This is a genomic window from Amycolatopsis acidiphila (assembly GCF_021391495.1).
In the GTDB taxonomy this organism is placed as follows: Bacteria; Actinomycetota; Actinomycetes; order Mycobacteriales; family Pseudonocardiaceae; genus Amycolatopsis_E; species Amycolatopsis_E acidiphila.
This window is the reverse complement of the sequence record NZ_CP090063.1, coordinates 2,186,154-2,207,696: the sequence shown is the minus strand read 5'-3', so window position 1 is coordinate 2,207,696 and position 21,543 is coordinate 2,186,154. Positions and strand designations below refer to the sequence as shown.

Annotated in this window: 6 protein-coding genes; all 6 read right to left on the bottom strand. The window is 68.6% G+C overall.

All coding sequences use genetic code 11. The features are described 5' to 3' along the window. Positions 1 to 3: 3 nt before the first annotated feature. Genes LWP59_RS10725 through LWP59_RS10700 form a run of 6 tightly spaced genes read right to left on the bottom strand, consistent with a single transcriptional unit; the run spans position 4 to position 21,543 of the window. Positions 4 to 1,185 carry a cytochrome P450 gene (locus tag LWP59_RS10725; protein WP_308431805.1) on the bottom strand — a complete coding sequence of 394 codons (1,182 nt, stop codon included), beginning with the start codon at positions 1,183 to 1,185 and terminating at the stop codon, positions 4 to 6. Between the two features lie 36 nt (positions 1,186 to 1,221). Next, positions 1,222 to 2,040, bottom strand: a complete 819-nt coding sequence (gene ddaH / locus LWP59_RS10720) for a dimethylargininase (protein WP_229858636.1) — start codon at positions 2,038 to 2,040, stop codon at positions 1,222 to 1,224. Between the two features lie 37 nt (positions 2,041 to 2,077). Then, positions 2,078 to 3,040: an AMP-binding protein gene (locus tag LWP59_RS10715; protein ID WP_144645785.1), complete on the bottom strand. Its 963-nt coding sequence runs from the start codon at positions 3,038 to 3,040 to the stop codon at positions 2,078 to 2,080. Beyond that, entirely contained in the window at positions 3,033 to 11,336 is an 8,304-nt protein-coding gene (locus tag LWP59_RS10710; protein WP_233921986.1) for a non-ribosomal peptide synthetase, read from the bottom strand. The genes LWP59_RS10715 and LWP59_RS10710 overlap by 8 nt, the downstream gene beginning before the upstream one ends. 2 nt (positions 11,337 to 11,338) lie before the next feature. Continuing rightward, a complete protein-coding gene (locus LWP59_RS10705) occupies positions 11,339 to 19,033 on the bottom strand; it encodes a non-ribosomal peptide synthetase (RefSeq protein ID WP_222425722.1) in 7,695 nt (2,564 codons plus the stop codon). A 2-nt stretch (positions 19,034 to 19,035) separates the two neighbouring features. Further along, on the bottom strand, positions 19,036 to 21,543 hold the full coding sequence (locus LWP59_RS10700; RefSeq protein WP_144644365.1) for a condensation domain-containing protein: 2,508 nt from the start codon (positions 21,541 to 21,543) through the stop codon (positions 19,036 to 19,038).

Below are 21,543 nucleotides of genomic sequence, written 5' to 3'. Positions count from 1 at the left end.
GGCTCACGCGATCAAGGGCAGCTTTCCCACCCCGGTCATGTTGGGGCTCTCCATCACGACCGGTGGCCGGCCGGGATCGGTGCGCAGTTTCGGGAACCGTTTGTACAGCACGCTCAGCGCGATCCTGCTCTCCAGTTTCGCCAGTGGCGCGCCGAGGCAGAAGTGCGCGCCCCTGCCGAAGGCGATGTGCGGGTTCGGCGAGCGCGTGAGGTCGAAGGTGTCCGGGTCGGTGAACTGCCGCGCGTCCCGGTTGGCCGCCGCGATCCACACGATCAGGAGCTGGTCCTTCCCGATCTTCTCCCCGCCCAGCTCCACCTCACTGGTGGTGACCCGGCCCATCGACGCGAATGGGCTGAGGAACCGCAGTGACTCCTCGATCGCACCGGAGATGGCGTCCGGGTTTTCCCGTACCAGCCGGGCCTGTTCGGGGAATGCGTCCAGCGCGAGGACGGTGTTCCCGAGCAGCAGGCTGGTGGTGATGTGCCCGGCCAGCAGCAGGAACCGGACGAAGTTCACGATCTCGTTGTCGCTGAGGCGGTTTCCGTCGAGTTCCGCCGCGACGAGCCCGCTCAGCAGGTCCTCGCGCGGCCTGCGGCGTCGCTCCTCCGCGCAGGCGTGCAGGTAGTCGCGGAACGGCTGGAACCGCTCCATGTACTCCTGGATGTCCTGGGCAAGCTCCTCCTCGGGTTTGGTGAGGGTGAAGGCCTTCGTCTTCTCCAGCATGGCCTCGACCCAGCCGCGGAACAGGTCGCGGTCGGCGGCGGGGATGCCGAGCAGCTCGCAGATCACGATCACCGGCAGCGGGTAGGCGAGGTCGTCGACCAGCTCGATCCTGGTGGGGTCCTCGATCGCGTCGATCAGTTCCGTTGCCAGTCCCCGGATCCGCGGCGCCAGGTCCATCACCGTCTTCTGCGTGAACGCATGCGTCACCAGGTTTCGCAGCTTCAGGTGCTCCGGCGCGTCCATCTGGACGAGGTTGCCCGCGAGCAGTTCGGGCGGTGTGGGCGTCATGCGCGCGGTGTTGTTCGAGAACGTCGCGGGTTCGGTCATCGTGCGCAGGGCTTCGGGATAGCCGTAGACGTTCCAGTACCCCAGCGACTCGTCGAAGCTCACCATCCGCTCCGGCCGTTCCCCGCGCAGCCAGAAGTGCTTTTCGTTGTGTTCCCAGATCATCGTTCCGGTCATCGAGGTCATTTCCTTCCGCTGGTGAAAAGTGGTGCGTCAGCCCGCGACCGGGTCGCCGAGGTCGAGGGTGCAGCAGCGGACTCCGCCGCCACCCTTGAGCAGCTCGGTGACGTCCACGCCGATCGGCTCGTACCCGGCCTCGCGCAGCACCGCCCGCAACCGCCCGGCGCGGGCGCTGAGCACGACGTGCCGGCCGTCGGACACGGCGTTGAGCCCGAAGTCGACGGCGTCCGGCTCGGTCGCGATGATGGCGTCCGGAAACTGCTCGCGCAGCAGTTCCCGGCTCTGGGGGGTGAAGGCCCCGGGGTAGTACATGACGGTGGTCTCGTCGAGCACGGCGAACGCGGTGTCGAGGTGGTAGAAACGCGGGTCGGTCAGCGAAACCTTGACGACCGGGCAGCCGAAGTAGTCCGCCACCTCGTCGCCGCCGGCGGGCTCGGAACGGAACCCGCTGCCGGCCACGACCCGGCCGCCGACGGAGAGGAAGTCGCCCTGGCCCTCGTTGACGCACTTCGCCTGGCTCAGCTTCGTCCAGCCGCGGGCGGCGAACCAGTCGTGGTAGGCGGCTGCCTCGGCGCGCCGCTGTCCCACGCGGAAGTTGGCAACCAGGACCGCGCCGTCGCGGACCACCGCCGCGTTGGCGGCGAACACCATGTCCAGCAGCCCTGGCCGGGGTTCGATCAGCTCCACCTGGTGGCCGAGGTCGACGAACACGTCGTGCAGGTACTTCCACTCGGCGAGGGCGGCCCTGGGGTCGGGCCGCACCGCCGTGTCCATCCACGGGTTGATGGCGTAGACGACGTCGAAATAGGCCGGCTCACACATGAGATACCGGCGCCGGGTTCTATCCGACACGGGGCTACCTCCTTCTCGTCGCTGGTGTTCGGGTCGGTCAGGCGGGCAGGATCCCGATCGGGACCGGGGCCTCATCGGGGGAATCCGGTTCCCGCGCCGGAAATGTGCTCCGGCCGATCACCGCTTCGGTCGGCCCGTAGTGGTTGTTGACCACAGTGCCCGGGAACAGCGCCCGCAGCGTTCGCACGTGCCGGGCCAGCAGCTGTTCACCGCCGACGAGGAAGACGCGGGGACCACGGGGTGGCGTGCCGGGTGGGGCCGCGGCCAGTACGTCCACATGCGACGGAGTGAGCCGGACCAGGTCGACCCCGGCGGTCGCGATGAGCTCACCGAGGTCTTCGAGCCGCGACCGCGGCGGCGCCACCACCACGCACCCGCCCGTGCTGAGCGAGAGCAGCAGGCCGGAGTAGGTGAAGTCGAAGCCGGTCGAGGTGTGGCAGAGGCTGGAAACCGGCGCGGCGACCGGCAGCACCGCCCGGAGCCAGTCGACGTAACGGGTCACCGCCGCGTGCGGAACCATGACTCCCTTGGGACGCCCCGTAGAACCCGACGTGCAGAGCACGTAGGCGAGGTCGCCGGGGGAAGGCTTACGGTGTTCGCGGTACTCGCCGGTTCCGGCGACATCGACGGTCCGGCGTCCGGCGAGCAGTTCGGCTCGCCCGGCCGCGAGCTCGTGGTCGGTGACCACCACGCGTGCGCCGGTGTCGGCCAGGATGCGGCCGAGCCGGGCGTCCGGCTGGCCGGGGTCGAGCGGCACGAAGGCGGCACCCGCCCGCCAGGTTCCCAGCAGCCCCGCCAGGAATCCGGCCGAGCTGGGCAGCAGCAGCCCGACGAGCTCCCCCGGCCGCACGCCTCCGGCGATCAGCGTCCCGGCGACGCGGGCGGCCCGTTCGTCCAGCTCGGCGAAGCTGACCGTCCTCTCACCCTCGCACACGGCGGGCGCGGCACCCCGCTGTTCCGCCTGGCGGGTGAACCGGCTCAGGCAGGTGTCGTCAGTCATGGTCGTTTCCTTCGAGTTCGCGCGCAATCTCCGGTGCGATGGCCGCGACCGCCCATTCCAGGACCATGTCGGCGTGGGTCACGTCGACGGGGCAGCTGCGCACGTGCCCGGTGACGAACGGTTCCCACAGCCGGCTGCTCGTGCCTTCGTCGCGGATGGCGTGGAAGAACAGCGCGTTCCCGTCGAACGTGGGCGACTCGAACTCCGGCAGCAGGTCGGTGCAGTCGATCAGGATCTGAGCGCACCGGGTGACCAGCTCCTCCGCGTCCTCCTCGCCCGACATCGCGCCGACGAACCCGGCCAGCGCGGTTTCCACCTCGCCGAGCGGTTTCTCCATGGCCTCGGTGAAGTAGGACCCGGGGGCACAGTCGAGCAGCGCGAGCACCCCGACCCGTTTGCCCCGCGCCTGCAACCCGGCTGCGACGGCGTGGGCGACCGTGCCACCGAAGGAGTAACCGGCCAGGTGGTAGGGACCTTCCGGCTGCACGCGCAGGATCTCCGCCACGTACTCGGCGACCATCTGCCCGACCGACGGGCACCGGTATCCCGGTTCGCTGTGCGCCTTGGCCTGGATGGCGAACATGGGGCGATCACGCAGGTGGCGGGTGAAGTTCATGTACGGCCAGCCCAGGCCGAGCCCGGGGTGGATCCACCAGACGCACTCGCCCGGGCCGTCCTCGCTCAGCGGGAGCACGACGGCGAACGGGTCGGCCCGGTCGTACCGGCGTCCGGGCTCGCCGAGCCGGCCGGCCAACGCGGCCACGGTGGGGTGCTGGAAGACCAGGTGCAGTGGCACGTCCACGCCCAGCCTGGCGCGGATGCGGCTGGTCAGCCGGGCGGCGAGCAGTGAATGGCCGCCGATCTCGAAGAAGTCGTCGTCGATCCCGGCCTGGTCGACGCCGAGCACCTCGGCGAAGAGCGCGGCCAGCGCCTGCTCCACCGCCGTGCGCGGTGCGCGGCGGGTGGTGGCGGCCGCCGGATCCGGCAGGGCGTGGCGGTCGAGCTTTCTGTTGGGGGTCAGCGGGAAGCGGTCGAGGACGGCGATCGCGGAGGGGACCATGAACTCCGGCAGCAGGCCCGCGACGAACTCACGCAGGTCACGCGGGCCGGTCTCGTCGTCGGCGACGACGTGAGCGATCAGCCTCGGCACACCGTCGGTGTCCTTGGCCAGTACCACGGCCTGAGCGACGGCCGGGTGCGCGAGTAGTGCGGCTTCGACTTCGGCCGGTTCGATCCGGAACCCGCGGATCTTCACCTGCGCATCGACGCGGCCCGCATACTCCAACTCTCCCGCTTCGTTCCAGCGGGCGAGGTCGCCGGTGCGATACATCCGCGAACCCGCAGGACCAAACGGATCGGCGGTAAACCGTGTTGCCGTGAGACCGGGCTGGTGCAAATACCCCTGCGCGATCTCACCCGCCACATATAGCTCCCCCACCGTCCCGGGAGGCACCGGGGAAAGCCCCGGCCCCAGAACATAAGCCCGCATATTCCGCAACGGACGTCCAATAGGGACAGAACCCTCACCCACATTGCCGAGGACACTCAGAGACTCGTAGAACGACTCGGTCTGACCATAGGCATTCACCACCCGCACCCCAGGCACCATCTCCCGCACCCGAGTAACCAGCGAACCCGGCAACGCCTCCCCCGCCGACACAACAGTGTCGACGTACACACTGCCCACCGGCAACGCCGACACCAACTCCGCCAGCACCGACGGCACCGTGGACAACACCCCACCCGACCACCCGCCTCGCTCGACCACGCTCAACGCATCAGCCACGACCTCCACACACGCACCCGCAGCCAACCCACCGAAAATCTCGAACACCGACACATCGAAGTTCACCGACGTCCCCGCCAACACCAACGAACCAGCAGAAACCCCCACCCCGGAAACCAACTCACGCACACCGTTGACGATCGAGGAATGCGGCATCACGACGCCCTTCGGCGTGCCGGTGGAGCCCGACGTATACATCACATACGCGATATCGTCACCACCAATATCCGGCAACACACCCTCCGCCGCCTCAAGGTCGGCGACATCCGTCACCACCAACACCGGAGACGCATCCGCCAGCACCACACTCAAACGTTCACTCGGATACCGAGGATCCACCGGCACATACGCCGCCCCAGCCCGCCAAACCCCCAGCATCGCCACCACAAGATCCACACTCCGCGGCAACGCCAACCCCACCAACGAACCCCGCCCCACCCCACGGGACAACAGGCCACACGCCACGCGCCCGGACCGCGCCATCAACGCGCCGTAGGTCAGTCTCTCCTCGCCGCACACCACCGCGACCTCGTCGGGAAACTCCCGCGCCCGCTGCGCCACCAGCTCCACCACCGACCGCTCCGGCACCTCGACACGCACCGGATTCAGCTCCCGCAGCAACCAGTTCCGCTCCTCCTCGGTGAGGACGACGACTCCGGCGACGGGGGTGTCCGGACGCTCCGCGACGCACTCAAGGACCCGGACCAGCCGGCGGGCGAGGTCCGCCACGGTGTCCCGGCCTAGTACGCCCGGCTGGTACTGGAGGGAAAGCCGCAGGTTGGTTTCGGCGCTGGCCATCAGCGTGAGCGGGTAGTGCGTGCCGGAGAAGGACCGGATGCCGGTCACCTCCAATGCCGCGGCCGACGAGGCCTGGGTCATCGCGGCCCGGTCGAACGGGTAGGACTCGAACACCACCAGGGTGTCGAACAGCTCCTTCAATCCTGTCGACCGCTGGATCTCGCTCAGTGAGTGGTGGTGGTGCTCCAGCAACGCCGTCTGCCGGTCCTGCAGCCCGGTCAGCAGCTGCCGCACCGGCCGCGCCGGATCGCACCCCACCCGGACCGGCAAGGTGTTGATGAACAGCCCGACCATCGAGTCCACCCCGGCCAGTTCGGCGGGGCGGCCGGACACCGTGGCACCGAACACGACATCGCGGCGGTGGGTCAACTGGGACAGCAGCAGCGCCCACGCGCCCTGCACCACCGTGTTGAGGGTGACCCCGGACTCGGCCGCTCGGCGGCCCAGCGCCTGGGCCAGCTCCGCGCCGAGCGGGACGTCGAGCTGGCTGATGACGGGATCGCCGGAAGCCGTGCGGCCACCCGCCAGCAGGGTCGGTTCGGTCAGGCCGTCCAGCTCCGCCGCCCAGGCGCGGGCGGCCGCCGCACTGTCGCGTTTGGAGAGCCACGCCAGGAAGTCCCGGTAACCCGCCGACCGGGGCGCCGCGCCCCCGCGGTAGAAGTTCATCAGGTCATGGATCAGCACCGGGAAGGACCAGCCGTCGAAGAGCACGTGGTGTGCGGTCAGGACCAGCTCGGACCGGTCCGCGGCCATCCGGACCAGCGTCATCCGCAGCAGCGGGGGCGCCGCCGGGTCGAACCGTTGAGCGTGGTCGGCGGCCAGTTCTCGTTCGAACGCCTCCTGCCTGGCGGGTTCCGGCAATCCCCGCAGGTCGATCTCCCGCCAGGGTAGTGGCACGTTGTCCAGCACCAGTTGCACGTGTTCGCCCTGGGAGTCGGTCACGAACGCTACAGCGAGGTTCTCGTACCGATGCAACAACGCCTGCCCGGCCGCCCGCAACCGGTCGGCGTCTACCCGTCCATTCAGGTGCAACACGAGTTGCGTCTGGTAGGAGTCCACCCCAGACTCACCCACCAGAGCGTGGAAAAGCAACCCGGACTGCAACGTTGTCAACGGCCACACGTCCCGCAGCCCGGGATACTCGGCCTCCCACCGCTCCAGCTCACGCTGCTCCACCGACACCAACGGAACGTCCGAGGGCGTGAGACCACCGGGCTGCTCGGTAATCTCGGTCAGCGCCGCACACCACAGCGCCGTGAGCCTGACAACGTCGTCCTGGTCGAGGATTCCCGCGGGGAACCAGAAGTCGGCACCCAGGCTGGGCCCGTCCGCGCCGTCGACCACCAGCGCGTTGATCTCCAGTGTGGACATCATCGGCATGCCTGGGTCGAGCCCGACAGTAAGGTCGCGGCAGTCATCGGCCCGGCGCCACCCCGAACCACGCAACTCCTCCGGCATGTCCGCGGTCGAGAACCGGCCCAGATAGTTGAACGAGATCTGCCCCGACGAGAATTTTCCCAGCACCGGGGCGGTATCGGAATTGAGGTACCGCAACAACCCATACCCCAAACCCTTATCCGGAACACGCCGCAGTTGTTCCTTCACCGCCTTCACCGCCCGACCCGGGTCATCCAGACCGACCTCTGCCAAATCCAGCGACACCGGGTACACGCTGGTGAACCAGCCGACAGTGCGGGAAAGATCCGCACCCGGCACCACAGCTTCCTCCCGACCGTGACCCTCCAACCGCACCAGCACCGACGACGCGTCAATCCCCCGTTCCCGGCGCCAGCGCGCGACCGCGAGCGCCAGGCCGGCCAGCAGAACATCGTCCACGCCGACGCGGAACGCCGAAGGAACCTCGGCCAGCAACCTTTGCGTCACCCCGGCCGGGACCTCGACCCGCACCGAGTCCGCCGTGGCGCGGACATCGCGCGCCGGATCGAGGTCGCGTGCTCCGAGCAACGGGTCCGCCCGGTCCACAGCGGAGCGCCAGAAGTCCAGTTCCGCCACTCTCTTCGGCGAAGCGGCCTCCTCGATCAGCGCGTGCGCCCACCGGCGGGCCGACGTGCCCACCTCCGGCAGCGCAGGCCGGATACCCTGACGCACTCCCTCCCAGGCCGTCGCCAAATCCGGCAGCAGGATCCGCCACGACACCCCGTCCACCACAAAGTGGTGCAACGCGATCGCCAACCGGCCCGGAACCGCCGGCCCCGCGTCGAACCACAGGAACTGCGCCATCACCCCACCAGCGGGATCAAGCCGATCTACCGCGGTGTCCAGCTCGACCAGCGCCGACAACCGCCACGCCGGATCGTCCCAACGACCAGAACACGAAACCCGCCGCACCAAACCTTCGACTGGGAACCCCTCGGCAGGCGCCACCTCCAGCGCGTCATCCACGAGGCGTGACCGGAGCAGGTCGTGCCGTTCCACGACGGCGCTCAGGACGGCCAGCAACCCGTCGAAATCCATACCGGCGGGTACTTCCAACCAGCTCCACATGCCGAACCGGCGGTGGTGCTCCCCCAGCTCCAGCAGGTACCGGCCGATGGGCAGCAACGGCATCTCACCGACACCACCACCCGGCAACTCGGCCAGCACCGGCGGCCCGCCATCCACCTCCTTCGCCAACGCCAGCTCGGCAAGACGGGCCACCGTCCGCGCATGAAACACATCCCGGGCACTCACCTCCACACCGCGTGCCCTGGCGCGGGTCACCACCTGGATCGAACGGATACTGTCCCCACCAATCGCGAAAAAGTCGTCGTCCACCCCGACCCGGCCGACGCCCAGCACCTCCGCGTACACGGCGGCGAGCACCTTCTCGCGAACTGTGCTCGGCGGACGGTACGTGCTGGCGACAAAACCCGGATCCGGCAACGCCCCGCGATCGACCTTGCCATTCGGGGTCAGCGGCAGCCGCTCCAGCACGACGAACGCCGAAGGAACCATGAACTCCGGCAACAGACCAGCGACGAACTCCCGCAGGGCGCGCGGGTCGATCCCACCGTCCAGCGCCACGTCGACCTGGCTGATGCTCTCGACGGTGCCGGACGTGATCAGCTCCCGCGCGGGCACCACATAGCCGATCAGCCTCGGCACACCGTCGGTGTCCTTGGCCAGTACCACGGCCTGAGCGACGGCCGGGTGCGCGAGTAGTGCGGCTTCGACTTCGGCCGGTTCGATCCGGAACCCGCGGATCTTCACCTGCGCATCGACGCGGCCCGCATACTCCAACTCTCCCGCTTCGTTCCAGCGGGCGAGGTCGCCGGTGCGATACATCCGCGAACCCGCAGGACCAAACGGATCGGCGGTAAACCGTGTTGCCGTGAGACCGGGCTGGTGCAAATACCCCTGCGCGATCTCACCCGCCACATATAGCTCCCCCACCGTCCCGGGAGGCACCGGGGAAAGCCCCGGCCCCAGAACATAAGCCCGCATATTCCGCAACGGACGTCCAATAGGGACAGAACCCTCACCCACATTGCCGAGGACACTCAGAGACTCGTAGAACGACTCGGTCTGACCATAGGCATTCACCACCCGCACCCCAGGCACCATCTCCCGCACCCGAGTAACCAGCGAACCCGGCAACGCCTCCCCCGCCGACACAACAGTGTCGACGTACACACTGCCCACCGGCAACGCCGACACCAACTCCGCCAGCACCGACGGCACCGTGGACAACACCCCACCCGACCACCCGCCTCGCTCGACCACGCTCAACGCATCAGCCACGACCTCCACACACGCACCCGCAGCCAACCCACCGAAAATCTCGAACACCGACACATCGAAGTTCACCGACGTCCCCGCCAACACCAACGAACCAGCAGAAACCCCCACCCCGGAAACCAACTCACGCACACCGTTGACGATCGAGGAATGCGGCATCACGACGCCCTTCGGCGTGCCGGTGGAGCCCGACGTATACATCACATACGCGATATCGTCACCACCAATATCCGGCAACACACCCTCCGCCGCCTCAAGGTCGGCGACATCCGTCACCACCAACACCGGAGACGCATCCGCCAGCACCACACTCAAACGTTCACTCGGATACCGAGGATCCACCGGCACATACGCCGCCCCAGCCCGCCAAACCCCCAGCATCGCCACCACAAGATCCACACTCCGCGGCAACGCCAACCCCACCAACGAACCCCGCCCCACCCCACGGGACAACAGGCCACACGCCACGCGCCCGGACCGCGCCATCAACGCGCCGTAGGTCAGTCTCTCCTCGCCGCACACCACCGCGACCTCGTCGGGAAACTCCCGCGCCCGCTGCGCCACCAGCTCCACCACCGACCGCTCCGGCACCTCGACACGCACCGGATTCAGCTCCCGCAGCAACCAGTTCCGCTCCTCCACCGAAAGCACATCGATACCATCGATCCGGGCCGATGGGGTACTCACCACCTGCTGCAGCACCCGCACAAACCGCGCCGCCAGCACCTCCACCGACACCCGATCAAACAACTCCGTCGCATACTCAATCTCCCCGAAGACCGGGGCCCTCGTCGCGGCTGCGTCGCCACGGGGCTGGTGGAGGTTGAACAGCAGGTCGAACCGCGCGGTGCCGGTCCCGGCGATCTCCTGGGTGACCGAGACGCCCTCCAGTTCGAGCGCCGAGTACGAAGTGTTCTGCCAGGCCAGCATGACCTGGAAGAGCGGGTTGTACGCGGTGGACCGTTCGGGGTTGAGCACCTCCACCACACGCTCGAACGGCACGTCCTGGTTGTCATACGCCGCCAGCGCCTTCTCCCGGACCCGGCCCAGCACCTCAGCGAACGACGGCGAACCCGACAAATCCACCCGCAACACCCACGTATTGACGAAAAACCCAACCAGATCATCCAACGCCGCATCCACCCGGCCCGCGATCGGCGACCCCACCGGCACATCCCTACCGGCACCCAGATGAAACAACAAAACACCCAACGCAGCCTGAAAAACCATCGACATCGTGCACTCCGAACGCGCCGCCAGCTCCTCCAGCGACGCCACGAGGCCGGGGTCAACACGGAACTCAACCAGGTCCCCGTGATGGCTCGCGACCGCGGGCCGCGGGCGGTCCAGTGGCAGCGCGAGCGGTTCGGGAACGTCCCGCAGCTCCGTGCGCCAGTAATCCAACTGGCGCGAGACGACACTGTCCGGATCGTCCTCCTCCCCCAGCAACTCCTCCTGCCACAACGCATAATCCCGATACCCCACCGGCAACTCCGGGAACACCGGAGCCCGCCCCCTCCGCCGCGCGCCATAAGCGAACGCCAAATCCCGCCCCAACGGACCCAGCGACTCCCCGTCCGCCGCCGAATGATGCAGCACCAGCACCAGCACGTGCTCCACATCGCTGATCCGCACCACCGAAGCCCGCACCGGCCACTCGTTCGCCAGATCGAAGGTGTGCCCCACCTCCTCGGCCACCAGTGCGTCGAGGTCCCCGGAGCCCTCGACCACGCGCACCGCGAAGTCCCCCAGCGGATCCACCCGCTGATGCGGAACCCCGTCGTCATCGACGACGAAGACCGTGCGCAGGCTCTCGTGCCGCCCGACAACATCCCCCACCGCCAACGCCAACGCGCTCGCATCCAGCAACCCACGCAAGCGCAGCACCAACGGAACGTTGTACGTCGCCGACGGACCCTCCAAACAGAACAAAAACCACAGCCGACGCTGCGCGGACGAAAGCGGAACCAACACCACTAGCCTCCAACCCTCTTGCGCAACACCGGCCGCGCCGGACCGGCCGCCGGTTCCGCGTTCGCACCGGGCACCGGCAATGCAGCCGCCAAACCACGCACGGTCTGCTTCTCGAACACGTCCCGGACGGACAACTCGAGCCCCAGCACCGAACGCACCCGCCCCACCAAACGCGTCGCCTTCAGCGAATTGCCACCCATCGCGAAGAAACTCTCATCGGCCCCCACCACATCACGCCCCAGCACATCAGCGAAGATGCCCGCCAACGCGCGTTCGGTTTCGTTGTCCGGCGAGGAATCCGTGACGACAGTGCCGGGATCGGGGAGCGCGCGCCGGTCGAGTTTTCCGTTCGGTGTCCGCGGAAGCCGGTCGAGCAGCACGAAGGTGGACGGGATCATGAACTCCGGCAGCCGGTCGGCGGCGGTCGCACGGACCGCGGCGACGTCGATTCCGTTGGCGGGCGCCAGGTACGCGACCAACTGCCGGGTACTTCCGGTCCCGCGGGCCGCGACGGCGGCCTGCGCCACCCCGCGGTGGGCCAGCAGTGCCGCCTCGACCTCGCCCGGCTCGATCCGGAACCCTCGGACGTTCACCTGTGCGTCGGCCCGGCCCACATACTCCAGCTCCCCCGCCTCGTTCCAACGGGCCACGTCGCCGGTGCGGTACATCCGCGAGCCCGGCGGCCCGAACGGGTCGGCGACGAAGCGGTGCGCGGTGAGCCCCGGCTGGTTGAGATAGCCCCAGGCCGTTTCACCCGCCACGTACAGCTCGCCGACCACCCCGGCGGGCACCGGCGAGAGGCCGGGACCGAGCACATACGCACGCATGTTCCCGAGTGGACGTCCGATCGGGAGATCGGTGTCCCGGTCGAAGTCCTCGGTGGCGGGCAGCACGTGGACCGATGCGTAGAACGATTCGGTCTGGCCGTAGGCGTTGACCACCCGTGCGCCCGGCACGATCTCCCGCACCCGCGCCACCTGCGCTCCCGGCAGGGACTCCCCGGCGCAGACCACGGTGTCGACGGCCATGCCACCCGGCGGTACGGCCGCGGCCAGCTCGGCGAGCACCGAGGGTCCGGTCGAGAGCACGCCCCCCGTCCAGCCCCCGCTCCTGGCCACGGCGAGCGCGTCGGGCACGATCCCGACGCACGCCCCCGCGGCCAGGCCTCCGAAGATCTCGAACATCGAGACGTCGAAGTTGACCGACGTGGCGGCCAGCACAGAGGAGCCGGGGCCGAGGCCGACCCGCGGCAGGAGGGCCCGCAGACCGTTGACGACCGCCGAATGCGGCATCACGACGCCCTTCGGCGTGCCGGTGGAGCCCGACGTGTACATCACGTACGCGATTTCGCCGGTGCCTTCGGGGTCGGGCACGTCGTCGCAGTGGACGGTGAGCTCGATGATGTCCGTCCAGGGCACGCAGCAGAGCGGGAGCGTGACCGCGCTCGGCGTGTCGGTGACGATCAGCGCCGGCTGCGCGTCGACGATCAGCAGGGCCAGCCGGTCGGCGGGATAGCGGAGGTCCATCGGCATCATGGCGGCCCCGGCCTTCCAGATCCCGAGCATCGCGATGACCAGGTCGACCGACCGCGGCAGCGCCACGCCGACCAGCTCACCCGCACCGATGCCCCGGGCGGCCAGACCGCCGGCGACCTGCCCGGACCAGGTCTCCAGCTCCTCGTACGTCAGCTTGACGTCGTCGCAGACGACCGCGACCGCGCCCGGGTTTTCCCGTGCCCGCTTCGCCACCAGCTCCACCACGGACTGCTCCGGCACCTCGACGGGCGCCGGGTTCAGCTCCCGCAGCAACCGGTTCCGCTCGTCCGCGGCGACGATGCCGATACTGCCGACCGGCGCGCCAGGGTCGTCCGCGATGTGCTCCAGCACTCTCACGAGCTGCCGTGCGATGGCTTCGGCGGTGCTGCGGCCGAGGAGGGCGGGCTGGTACTGGAACGACAGCCGCAGGTTCGGGTCGGCGCTGGCAACGAGCATCAGCGGGTAGTGCGTGCCGGAGAAGGACCGGATGCCGGTGAGCTCGAGTGCCGCGGCCGACGAGGCCTGGGTCATCGCGGCGCGGTCGAACGGGTAGGACTCGAACACGAGCAGCGTGTCGAACAGCGTCTTGAGCCCGGTCGGCTGCTGGATCTCGCTGAGCGAGTGGTGGTGGTGCTCCAGCAACGCGGTCTGCCGGTCCTGCAGGTCGGTGAGAAGGTCGGCGATCTGCCGCCCCGGGGCGCAGTCGACCCGGACTGGGAGCGTGTTGATGAACAGCCCGACCATCGAGTCCACCCCGGCCAGTTCGGCGGGGCGGCCGGACACCGTGGCACCGAACACGACATCGCGGCGGTGGGTCAGCTGGGACAGCAGCAGCGCCCACGCGCCCTGGGTCAGCGTGTTCACGGTGATGCCGAGTTCGGCCGCGCGGTGACCGAGGGCCTGCGCCCGCTCCGCGCCGAGCGGGACGTCGAGCTGGCTGATGACGGGATCGCCGTCGGTCGCCCGCCCGCCGCCGAGCAGGGTCGGTTCGGTCAGGCCGTCCAGCTCCGCCGCCCAGGCGCGGGCGGCCGCCGCACTGTCGCGTTTGGACAGCCACGCCAGGAAGTCCCGGTAACCCGAGACCCGCGGCAGGCTTCCGGTGTCGGCGTCCGCGCCCAGCCGGTAGAGGCTCATCAGGTCGTGGACCAGGATCGGGAAGGACCAGCCGTCGAAGAGCACGTGGTGTGCTGTCAGCAGCAGCTCGGATCGGTCCTCGGTCATCCGGACCAGCGTCATCCGCAGCAGCGGGGGCGTCGCCGGGTCGAACCGCAGCGCGTGGTCCCCCGCGAGGACGTCCTCGAATGCTGCCTGCCGCTTCTCGCCGGACATGGCCCGCAGGTCGACCTCGCGCCAGGGCAGTCGCACCTCGTCCAGCACCAGCTGCACGTGTTCGCCCTGGGAGTCGGTCACGAACGCCACGGCGAGGTTCTCGTACCGTTGCAGCAACGCTTGTCCGGCCGCCCGCAACCGGTCGGCGTCCACGTGTCCGTTCAGGTGCAAGGCGAGCTGCGTCTGGTAGGAGTCCACCGCGGACTCACCAACCAGAGCGTGAAAGAGCAAACCGGACTGCAACGGCGTCAACGGCCACACGTCCCGCAGCCCGGGATACTCGGCCTCCCACCGCTCCAGCTCACGCTGCTCCACCGACACCAGCGGAACGTCCGACGGCGTCAAGCCACCTCTTTGCCCGGCGATCTCGGTCAGCGCCGCGCGCCACAGCTTTGCGAGCCGGGTCACCTCGTCCTGGTGCAAGATGCCGCTGGGAAACCAGAACTCCGCGCCCAGGCTGGGTCCGTCGGCCCCGTCCGTGACGCGTGCGTTGATCTCCAGTGTGGACATCATCGGCATATCCGGGTCGAGCCCGACGGTGAGGTCACGGCAGTCATCGGCCCGGCGCCACCCCGAACCACGCAACTCCTCCGGCATGTCCGCGGTCGAGAACCGGCCCAGATAGTTGAACGAGATCTGCCCCGACGAGAATTTTCCCAGCACCGGGGCGGTATCGGAATTGAGGTACCGCAACAACCCATACCCCAAACCCTTATCCGGAACACGCCGCAGTTGTTCCTTCACCGCCTTCACCGCCCGACCCGGGTCATCCAGACCGACCTCTGCCAAATCCAGCGACACCGGGTACACGCTGGTGAACCAGCCGACAGTGCGGGAAAGATCCGCACCCGGCACCACAGCTTCCTCCCGACCGTGACCCTCCAACCGCACCAGCACCGACGACGCATCAACCCCACGCTCGCGGTGCCACCGCGCCACCGCCAGCGCCAACCCAGCCAGCAGAACCTCCTCCACCCCAGCACGGAACGCGGCAGGCACCGCTGTGAGCAGGGACTCTGTCACCGAGCCCGGAACCTCGACCCGCACCGAGCCAGCGGTCGCCCGCACATCCCGCCCCGGATCCAGAGAACGCGAACCAAGCAACGGATCCGGACGATCCACAATGGACTTCCAGAATTCCAGTTCGCCGACGCGGCCCTCGGCCACCGCTTCGTCCGCGAGAGCGTGCGCCCACCGGCGGGCGGACGTGCCCACTTCCGGCAGGGCAGAACGGGCACCCTGGCGCACAGCCTCCCAGGCTGTCGCCAGGTCCGGCAGCAGGATCCGCCACGACACGCCATCGATCACGAAGTGGTGCAACGCGATCACCAGGCGGCCCGGAACCGCCGAACCGGCGTCGAACCACACGAACTGCGCCATCACCCCACCAGCGGGATCAAGCCGATCCACCGCCGCATCCAACTCACCCACCGCCGACGCACGCCATCCCGGATCATCCCAACGACCCGCACACGACACCCGCCGCACCAAACCCTCAACCCCGAACCCCTCAGCAGGCGCGACTGGCAGCACCTCACCCACAAGGCGCGAGCGCAACACATCATGCCGCTCCACGACAGCGCTCAAGGTAGCCAGCAGTTCGTCCGCATCCAGACCGACCGGAAGCTCAAGCCACTGCGTCATAGCGAACCGGCGGTAACGCTCACCCAACTCCAGCAGATACCTGCCAATCGGCAGCAACGGCACCTCACCCACACCACCACCCGGCAACTCAGCCAACACCGGCGAAGTCCCATCGACCTCCTTCGCCAGCGCCAACTCGGCAAGGCGGGCCACAGTCCGCGCGTGGAACACATCCCGGGCACTGACCTCCACACCGCGTGCCCTGGCGCGAGTCACCACCTGAATCGAACGAATACTGTCCCCACCAACCGCAAAAAAGTCATCATCCACACCCACCCGATCAACACCGAGGACATCGGCATAGACGGCGGCCAGGATCTTTTCCCGGGCTGTGCCTGGCGGGCGGTACCGGCTGGCGACAAAACCCGGATCCGGCAACGCCCCACGATCGACCTTGCCATTCGGCGTCAGAGGAAGGTGGTAAAGGACAACGAACGCCGAGGGAACCATGAACTCCGGCAACACACCAGCAACGAACTCCCGCAAAGCGCGCGGGTCAATCCCGCTATCCAGGGAAACATCAACCTGGCTGATACTGTCCACCGCGCCCGCCGTCGACACCTCCCGCACCGGCACGACATAGGCGACCAGCCGTGATGAGCCGCCGGTCTCCCGCACAGACACCACAGCTCGGGACACGGCCGGGTGCGCGAGGAGCGCGGCCTCCACCTCACCCGGTTCGATGCGGAACCCGCGGATCTTCACCTGAGCGTCGGCGCGGCCCGCGTACTCCAACTCCCCCGCCCTGTTCCACCGCGCCAGATCACCAGTGCGGTACATTCGCGAACCCGGCGGGCCAAACGGATCAGCAACGAAATGCCGCGCTGTCAGACCAGGCTTGTTGAGATAGCCCTGCGCCACCTCGCCCGCCACATACAACTCACCCACCACCCCCACCGGCACCGGCGTCAAACCCGGACCCAGGACATAAGCCCGCATATTCCGCAATGGACGTCCAATAGGGACAGAACCCTCACCCACATTGCCGAGGACACTGAGCGATTCATAGAAGGATTCAGTCTGACCGTAGGCGTTTACCACCCGCGCCCCAGGCACCATCTCCCGCACCCGGGCCACCAGCGAACCCGGCAAAGACTCACCCGCACACACGACCGTGTCCGCTCGCACGCTGCCCGCAGGCAACGCAGTCACCAACTCGGCCAGCACCGACGGCACCGTGGAGAGCACGCCGCCCGACCACCCGCCTCGCTCGACCACGCTCAACGCATCAGCCACCACTTCGACACACGCACCCGCGGCGAGCCCGCCGAAAATCTCGAACACCGACACATCGAAGTTCACCGACGTCCCCGCCAACACCAACGAACCAGCGGTCATACCGACCCCGGAAACCAGCTCACGCACACCATTCACAACCACCGAATGCGGCACCACCACACCCTTCGGCACCCCCGTCGACCCCGACGTATACATCACATACGCCGCATCACCACCACCGATCTCCGGCAACACACCCTTCGCCGCCTCGAACTCGGCGAGGTCGGTCACCACCAGCACCGGAGACGCGTCCGCGAGCACCACACTCAAGCGTTCACTCGGATACCGAGGATCCATCGGTACATAAGCCGCTCCCGCCTGCCAAATCGCCAGCATGGCCACCACGAGATCCGCGCTCCGCGGCAATGCGAGCCCCACCAGCGAACCCCGGCCCACATCACGAGCCACCAAACCACACGCCACCCGCCCGGACCGGGCCATCAACTCCCCATAAGTCAGCTTCACCTCATCACAGACAACCGCGACCGCACCCGGATTCTCCCGCGCCCGCTCAGCTACCAGCTCCACAACGGACTGCTCCGGCACCTCGACAGGAACGGGATTCAACTCACGCAGCAACCAATTCCGCTCACCCACCGAGAGCACATCAATATCGTCGATCCGGGCCGACGGCATACTCACCACCTGCTCCAGCACCCGCACAAATCGCGCCGCCAACGCCTCCACCGACACCCGGTCGAACAACTCCGTCGCATACTCGATCTCCCCGAAGAGACCGCCCTCCCTGTCATGGGTCAGGCTGAAGTCGAGGTCGAACTTCGCGGTTCCGGTGGTGTAGCGGCGGTCGCGCGCGGCCTCGGCTCCGGGCAGATCGATCGCAAGGGGTTCGTTGACGGCGAGGATAACCTGGAAGAGCGGGTTGTACGCGGTGGACCGTTCGGGGTTGAGCACCTCCACCACACGCTCGAACGGCACGTCCTGGTTGTCATACGCCGCCAGCGCCTTCTCCCGGACCCGGCCCAGCACCTCAATGGACGACGGCGAACCCGACAAATCCACCCGCAACACCCACGTATTGACGAAAAACCCAACCAGATCATCCAACGCCGCATCCACCCGGCCCGCGATCGGCGACCCCACCGGCACATCCCTACCGGCACCCAGATGAAACAACAAAACACCCAACGCAGCCTGAAAAACCATCGACATCGTGCACTCCGAACGCGCCGCGAGGGCCGCGACCGAGTCGGCCAGCTCGGCGCCGATGCGGAACTCGACCAGGTCCCCGCTGTGCCCGGCGACCACCGGCCGCGGACGGTCCAGCGGCAGCGCGAGCGGTTCAGGAGCACCGCTCAGCTCTGTGCGCCAATAGTCCAGCTGACGGGAGACGACACTGTCCGGATCGTCTTCGTCCCCCAGCAACTCCTCCTGCCACAACGCATAATCCCGATACCGCACCGGCAACTCCGCAAACGCCGGAACACGCCCCCTCCGCCGCGCGCCATAAGCGAACGCCAAATCCCGCCCCAACGGACCCAGCGACTCCCCATCCGCCGCCGAATGATGCAGCACCAGCACCAGCACATGCTCCACATCGCTGATCCGCACCACCGAAGCCCGCACCGGCCACTCACCCGCCAGATCGAAAGCGTGCCCCACCTCCCCCGCGACGAACTCGTCCACGTCGACCTCGGTACTGTGCAGCACCCGCACCGCGAAGTCCCCCAACGGATCCACCCGCTGATGCGGAACCCCGTCCTCATCGACGACGAAGACCGTGCGCAGGCTCTCGTGCCGCTCCACGACATCCCCCACCGCCGAAGCCAGCGCGCTCGCATCCAGTGCACCCCGCAACCGCAACACCAACGGAACGTTGTACGTCGCCGACGGACCCTCCAAACAGAACAAAAACCACAGCCGACGCTGCGCAGACGAAAGCGGAACCAACACCACTAACCTCCAACCCTCTTACGCAACACCGGCCGCGCCGCCACACCGGCGGGCTCACCATCCACATCGGACACGCGAAGGCACGCCGCCAGCCCGCGCACCGTCGCCTTCTCGAACACGTCCCGGACGGACAACTCGAGCCCAAGCACCGAACGCACCCGCCCCACCAAACGCGTCGCCTTCAGCGAATTGCCACCCATCGCGAAGAAACTCTCATCGGCCCCCAACACATCACGCCCCAGCACATCAGCGAAGATGCCCGCCAACGCGCGTTCCATCTCGGTTTCCTGCTCAGCAGGTTCCGGACGCGACACGGGTTGGGCGTCCACGCGGGCCGGGAACACGCCGCGTTCCATGACCGCACCGACCGCGGTGTCGGGATTCGCCGCGAGGGCCTCAAAAACCTGCTCCAGGAACCGGGCGGTCGCGGCTGCTTCCTCCGCCGGAAACCGGGTGTGGTCGTACTGGACGGACATCGTGACGGCGGGATCGACGTCCACGCGGAACACCAGCGGGTAGTTGCCCGTCGAGGACGACTGGAAGCCGGCGACGGAAAGCCCTGCGCAGGCCGCCGCCGCGGCGATCTCCCCGGCCCGCCGGGGATACGACTGGAAGACGACGACGGTGTCGAACAACGCGGGAACGCCGAGCTCCTCCTGCAGCCTGCCGAGCCCGAGGTGCGCGTGCGGCGCGAACTTCACCTGGTGCGCCTGCGCCTGACGAGCCAGCGTGACAACGCGATCGCCCTCCGCGGCGCGAACGCGCACCGGAACGGTGTTGATGCACAGCCCGACGATCTCGTCGATCCCGGGCACCGCCGCGTCGCGGCCGGACGTGGTGGTGCCGAACACGACGTCGTCCGAGCCCGTCAGCCGGCGCAGCGCCAGGCCCCATCCGGCCTGTATCAGGGCGTTAAGGGTGACTCCGGCTTCGACCGCCCGCTCCCGCAGTGCCTCGGCCGTCTCCGGCGCGCAGCAGACGTCGACCCCGGTCAGCGTTCCGGCGCCGGCCCGGCGCGGCGGCTCCCCCGCGACCAGGTTCGGCTTGCCTCCGCTCAGCTCCGCGGTCCAGGCCCGCAGCGCCGCGGCGGCGTCCTGCTCGTGGAGCCAGCGCAGGTAGTCCTCGTAGCCCGGCGCGGGCGGGACCGGGGTCTCCCCCGCCACGTACAGGCGCAGAAGGTCACGCAGCAGGATCGGCTCGGACCAGCCGTCGAGCAGGGCGTGGTGCGCGGTGACGACGAGGCGGTGGCGGGCCGGGCCGGAGCGCACGACGGCGAGCCGCACCAGCGGTGCGTCGGCGGGGTTCAGGCTGCCCTGCCATTCCGTCCGGAGCACCTCGGCCATCCACCGGCCCGGCTCACCGGCGCCCTCGACGTCGATCCAGGTCCACTTCGGACTGATCGACGGGGGCACCACCGCCACGACGTCGCCGCGCGCGCCGGCGATGGTGAACGCCGCCCGGAGGTGAGGGTGCCGGTCCAGCAGTTTCGCCCACGCGGTCCGCAGCCGCCCGCTGTCCAGCGGCCCGTCCAAGTCCCAGACCAGCTGGACCTGGTACATGCCCTGCTCCGGGGCCAGCAGGGTGTGGAAGACCATGCCGAACTGCATCGGCGAGACCGGCAGCACAGTACTTCCCGGGCCGAAGCGTTGCTCCACGTCTTCCCGGATCGCGCTGTCCGGCTCGTACCACGCGCCCGCCTCGGTCGCGGCTCCGTCGGCCCGGGTGATCCGGGCCGCGAGCGCCCGTGCGGTCCGGGCGGCGAAAACGTCGGCCTGGCCGACCACCCAGCCCGCGGCGCGCAGCAGGGCCAGCAGCCGCACGACGCGGACGCTGTCCCCGCCGACGGCGAAGAAGTCGTCGGTGACGTCGACCTCGTCGTCTTCCAGCACGGCGGTCATGGCGTCGACGACCTGGCGCTCGGCGTCGGTCTCCGGCGCTTCGCATCCGGCACGCCTGCCCGGAAGCGGCAGGGCCGCACGGTCGAGCTTGCCGTTGACCGTGGTCGGCAGCCGGTCGAGTACGCACACGTACCGGGGCACCATGGGCCCAGGCAAGTGCTCGCGCAGCCAGGCCACCAGCGCCGCCTGCTCGATCGTGCGGCCAGGCTCGGGAACGGCGTAGGCACACAGGTCCCGTCGTGCGGCCCCCGGCGGCACAGCTCGTGCGACGACCACGGCACGCCCGACACCCGACGCCGACCGCAGCACCGCCTCGACCTCGCCGAGCTCGATCCGGTGGCCGCGGACCTTCACCTGGTCGTCGGCGCGGCCGCGGAAATACAGCCTGCCCTCTTCGTCCACCACCGCGAGGTCGCCGGTCCGGTACATCCGGCCGCCCTGGGCCCCGGGGTCTGCCACGAACCGGGTCGCGGTCAGCGCCGGCTGCCCGAGGTAGCCCTCAGCGAGACCGGGTTCGCCCAGGTAGATCTCGCCGACCTCGCCGGCGCGGACCGGCCGCAGGCGGCTGTCGAGCACCTTGACGCCTTCGGCGGACCTGTCGCCGTCCCGCAT

Coding starts and splice junctions, on each gene's coding strand:
- LWP59_RS10725 (WP_308431805.1), bottom strand. CDS start 1,185: ATGACCGGAACGATGATCTGGGAACACAACGAAAAGCACTTCTGGCTG.
- LWP59_RS10715 (WP_144645785.1), bottom strand. CDS start 3,040: ATGACTGACGACACCTGCCTGAGCCGGTTCACCCGCCAGGCGGAACAG.
- LWP59_RS10700 (WP_144644365.1), bottom strand. CDS start 21,543: ATGCGGGACGGCGACAGGTCCGCCGAAGGCGTCAAGGTGCTCGACAGC.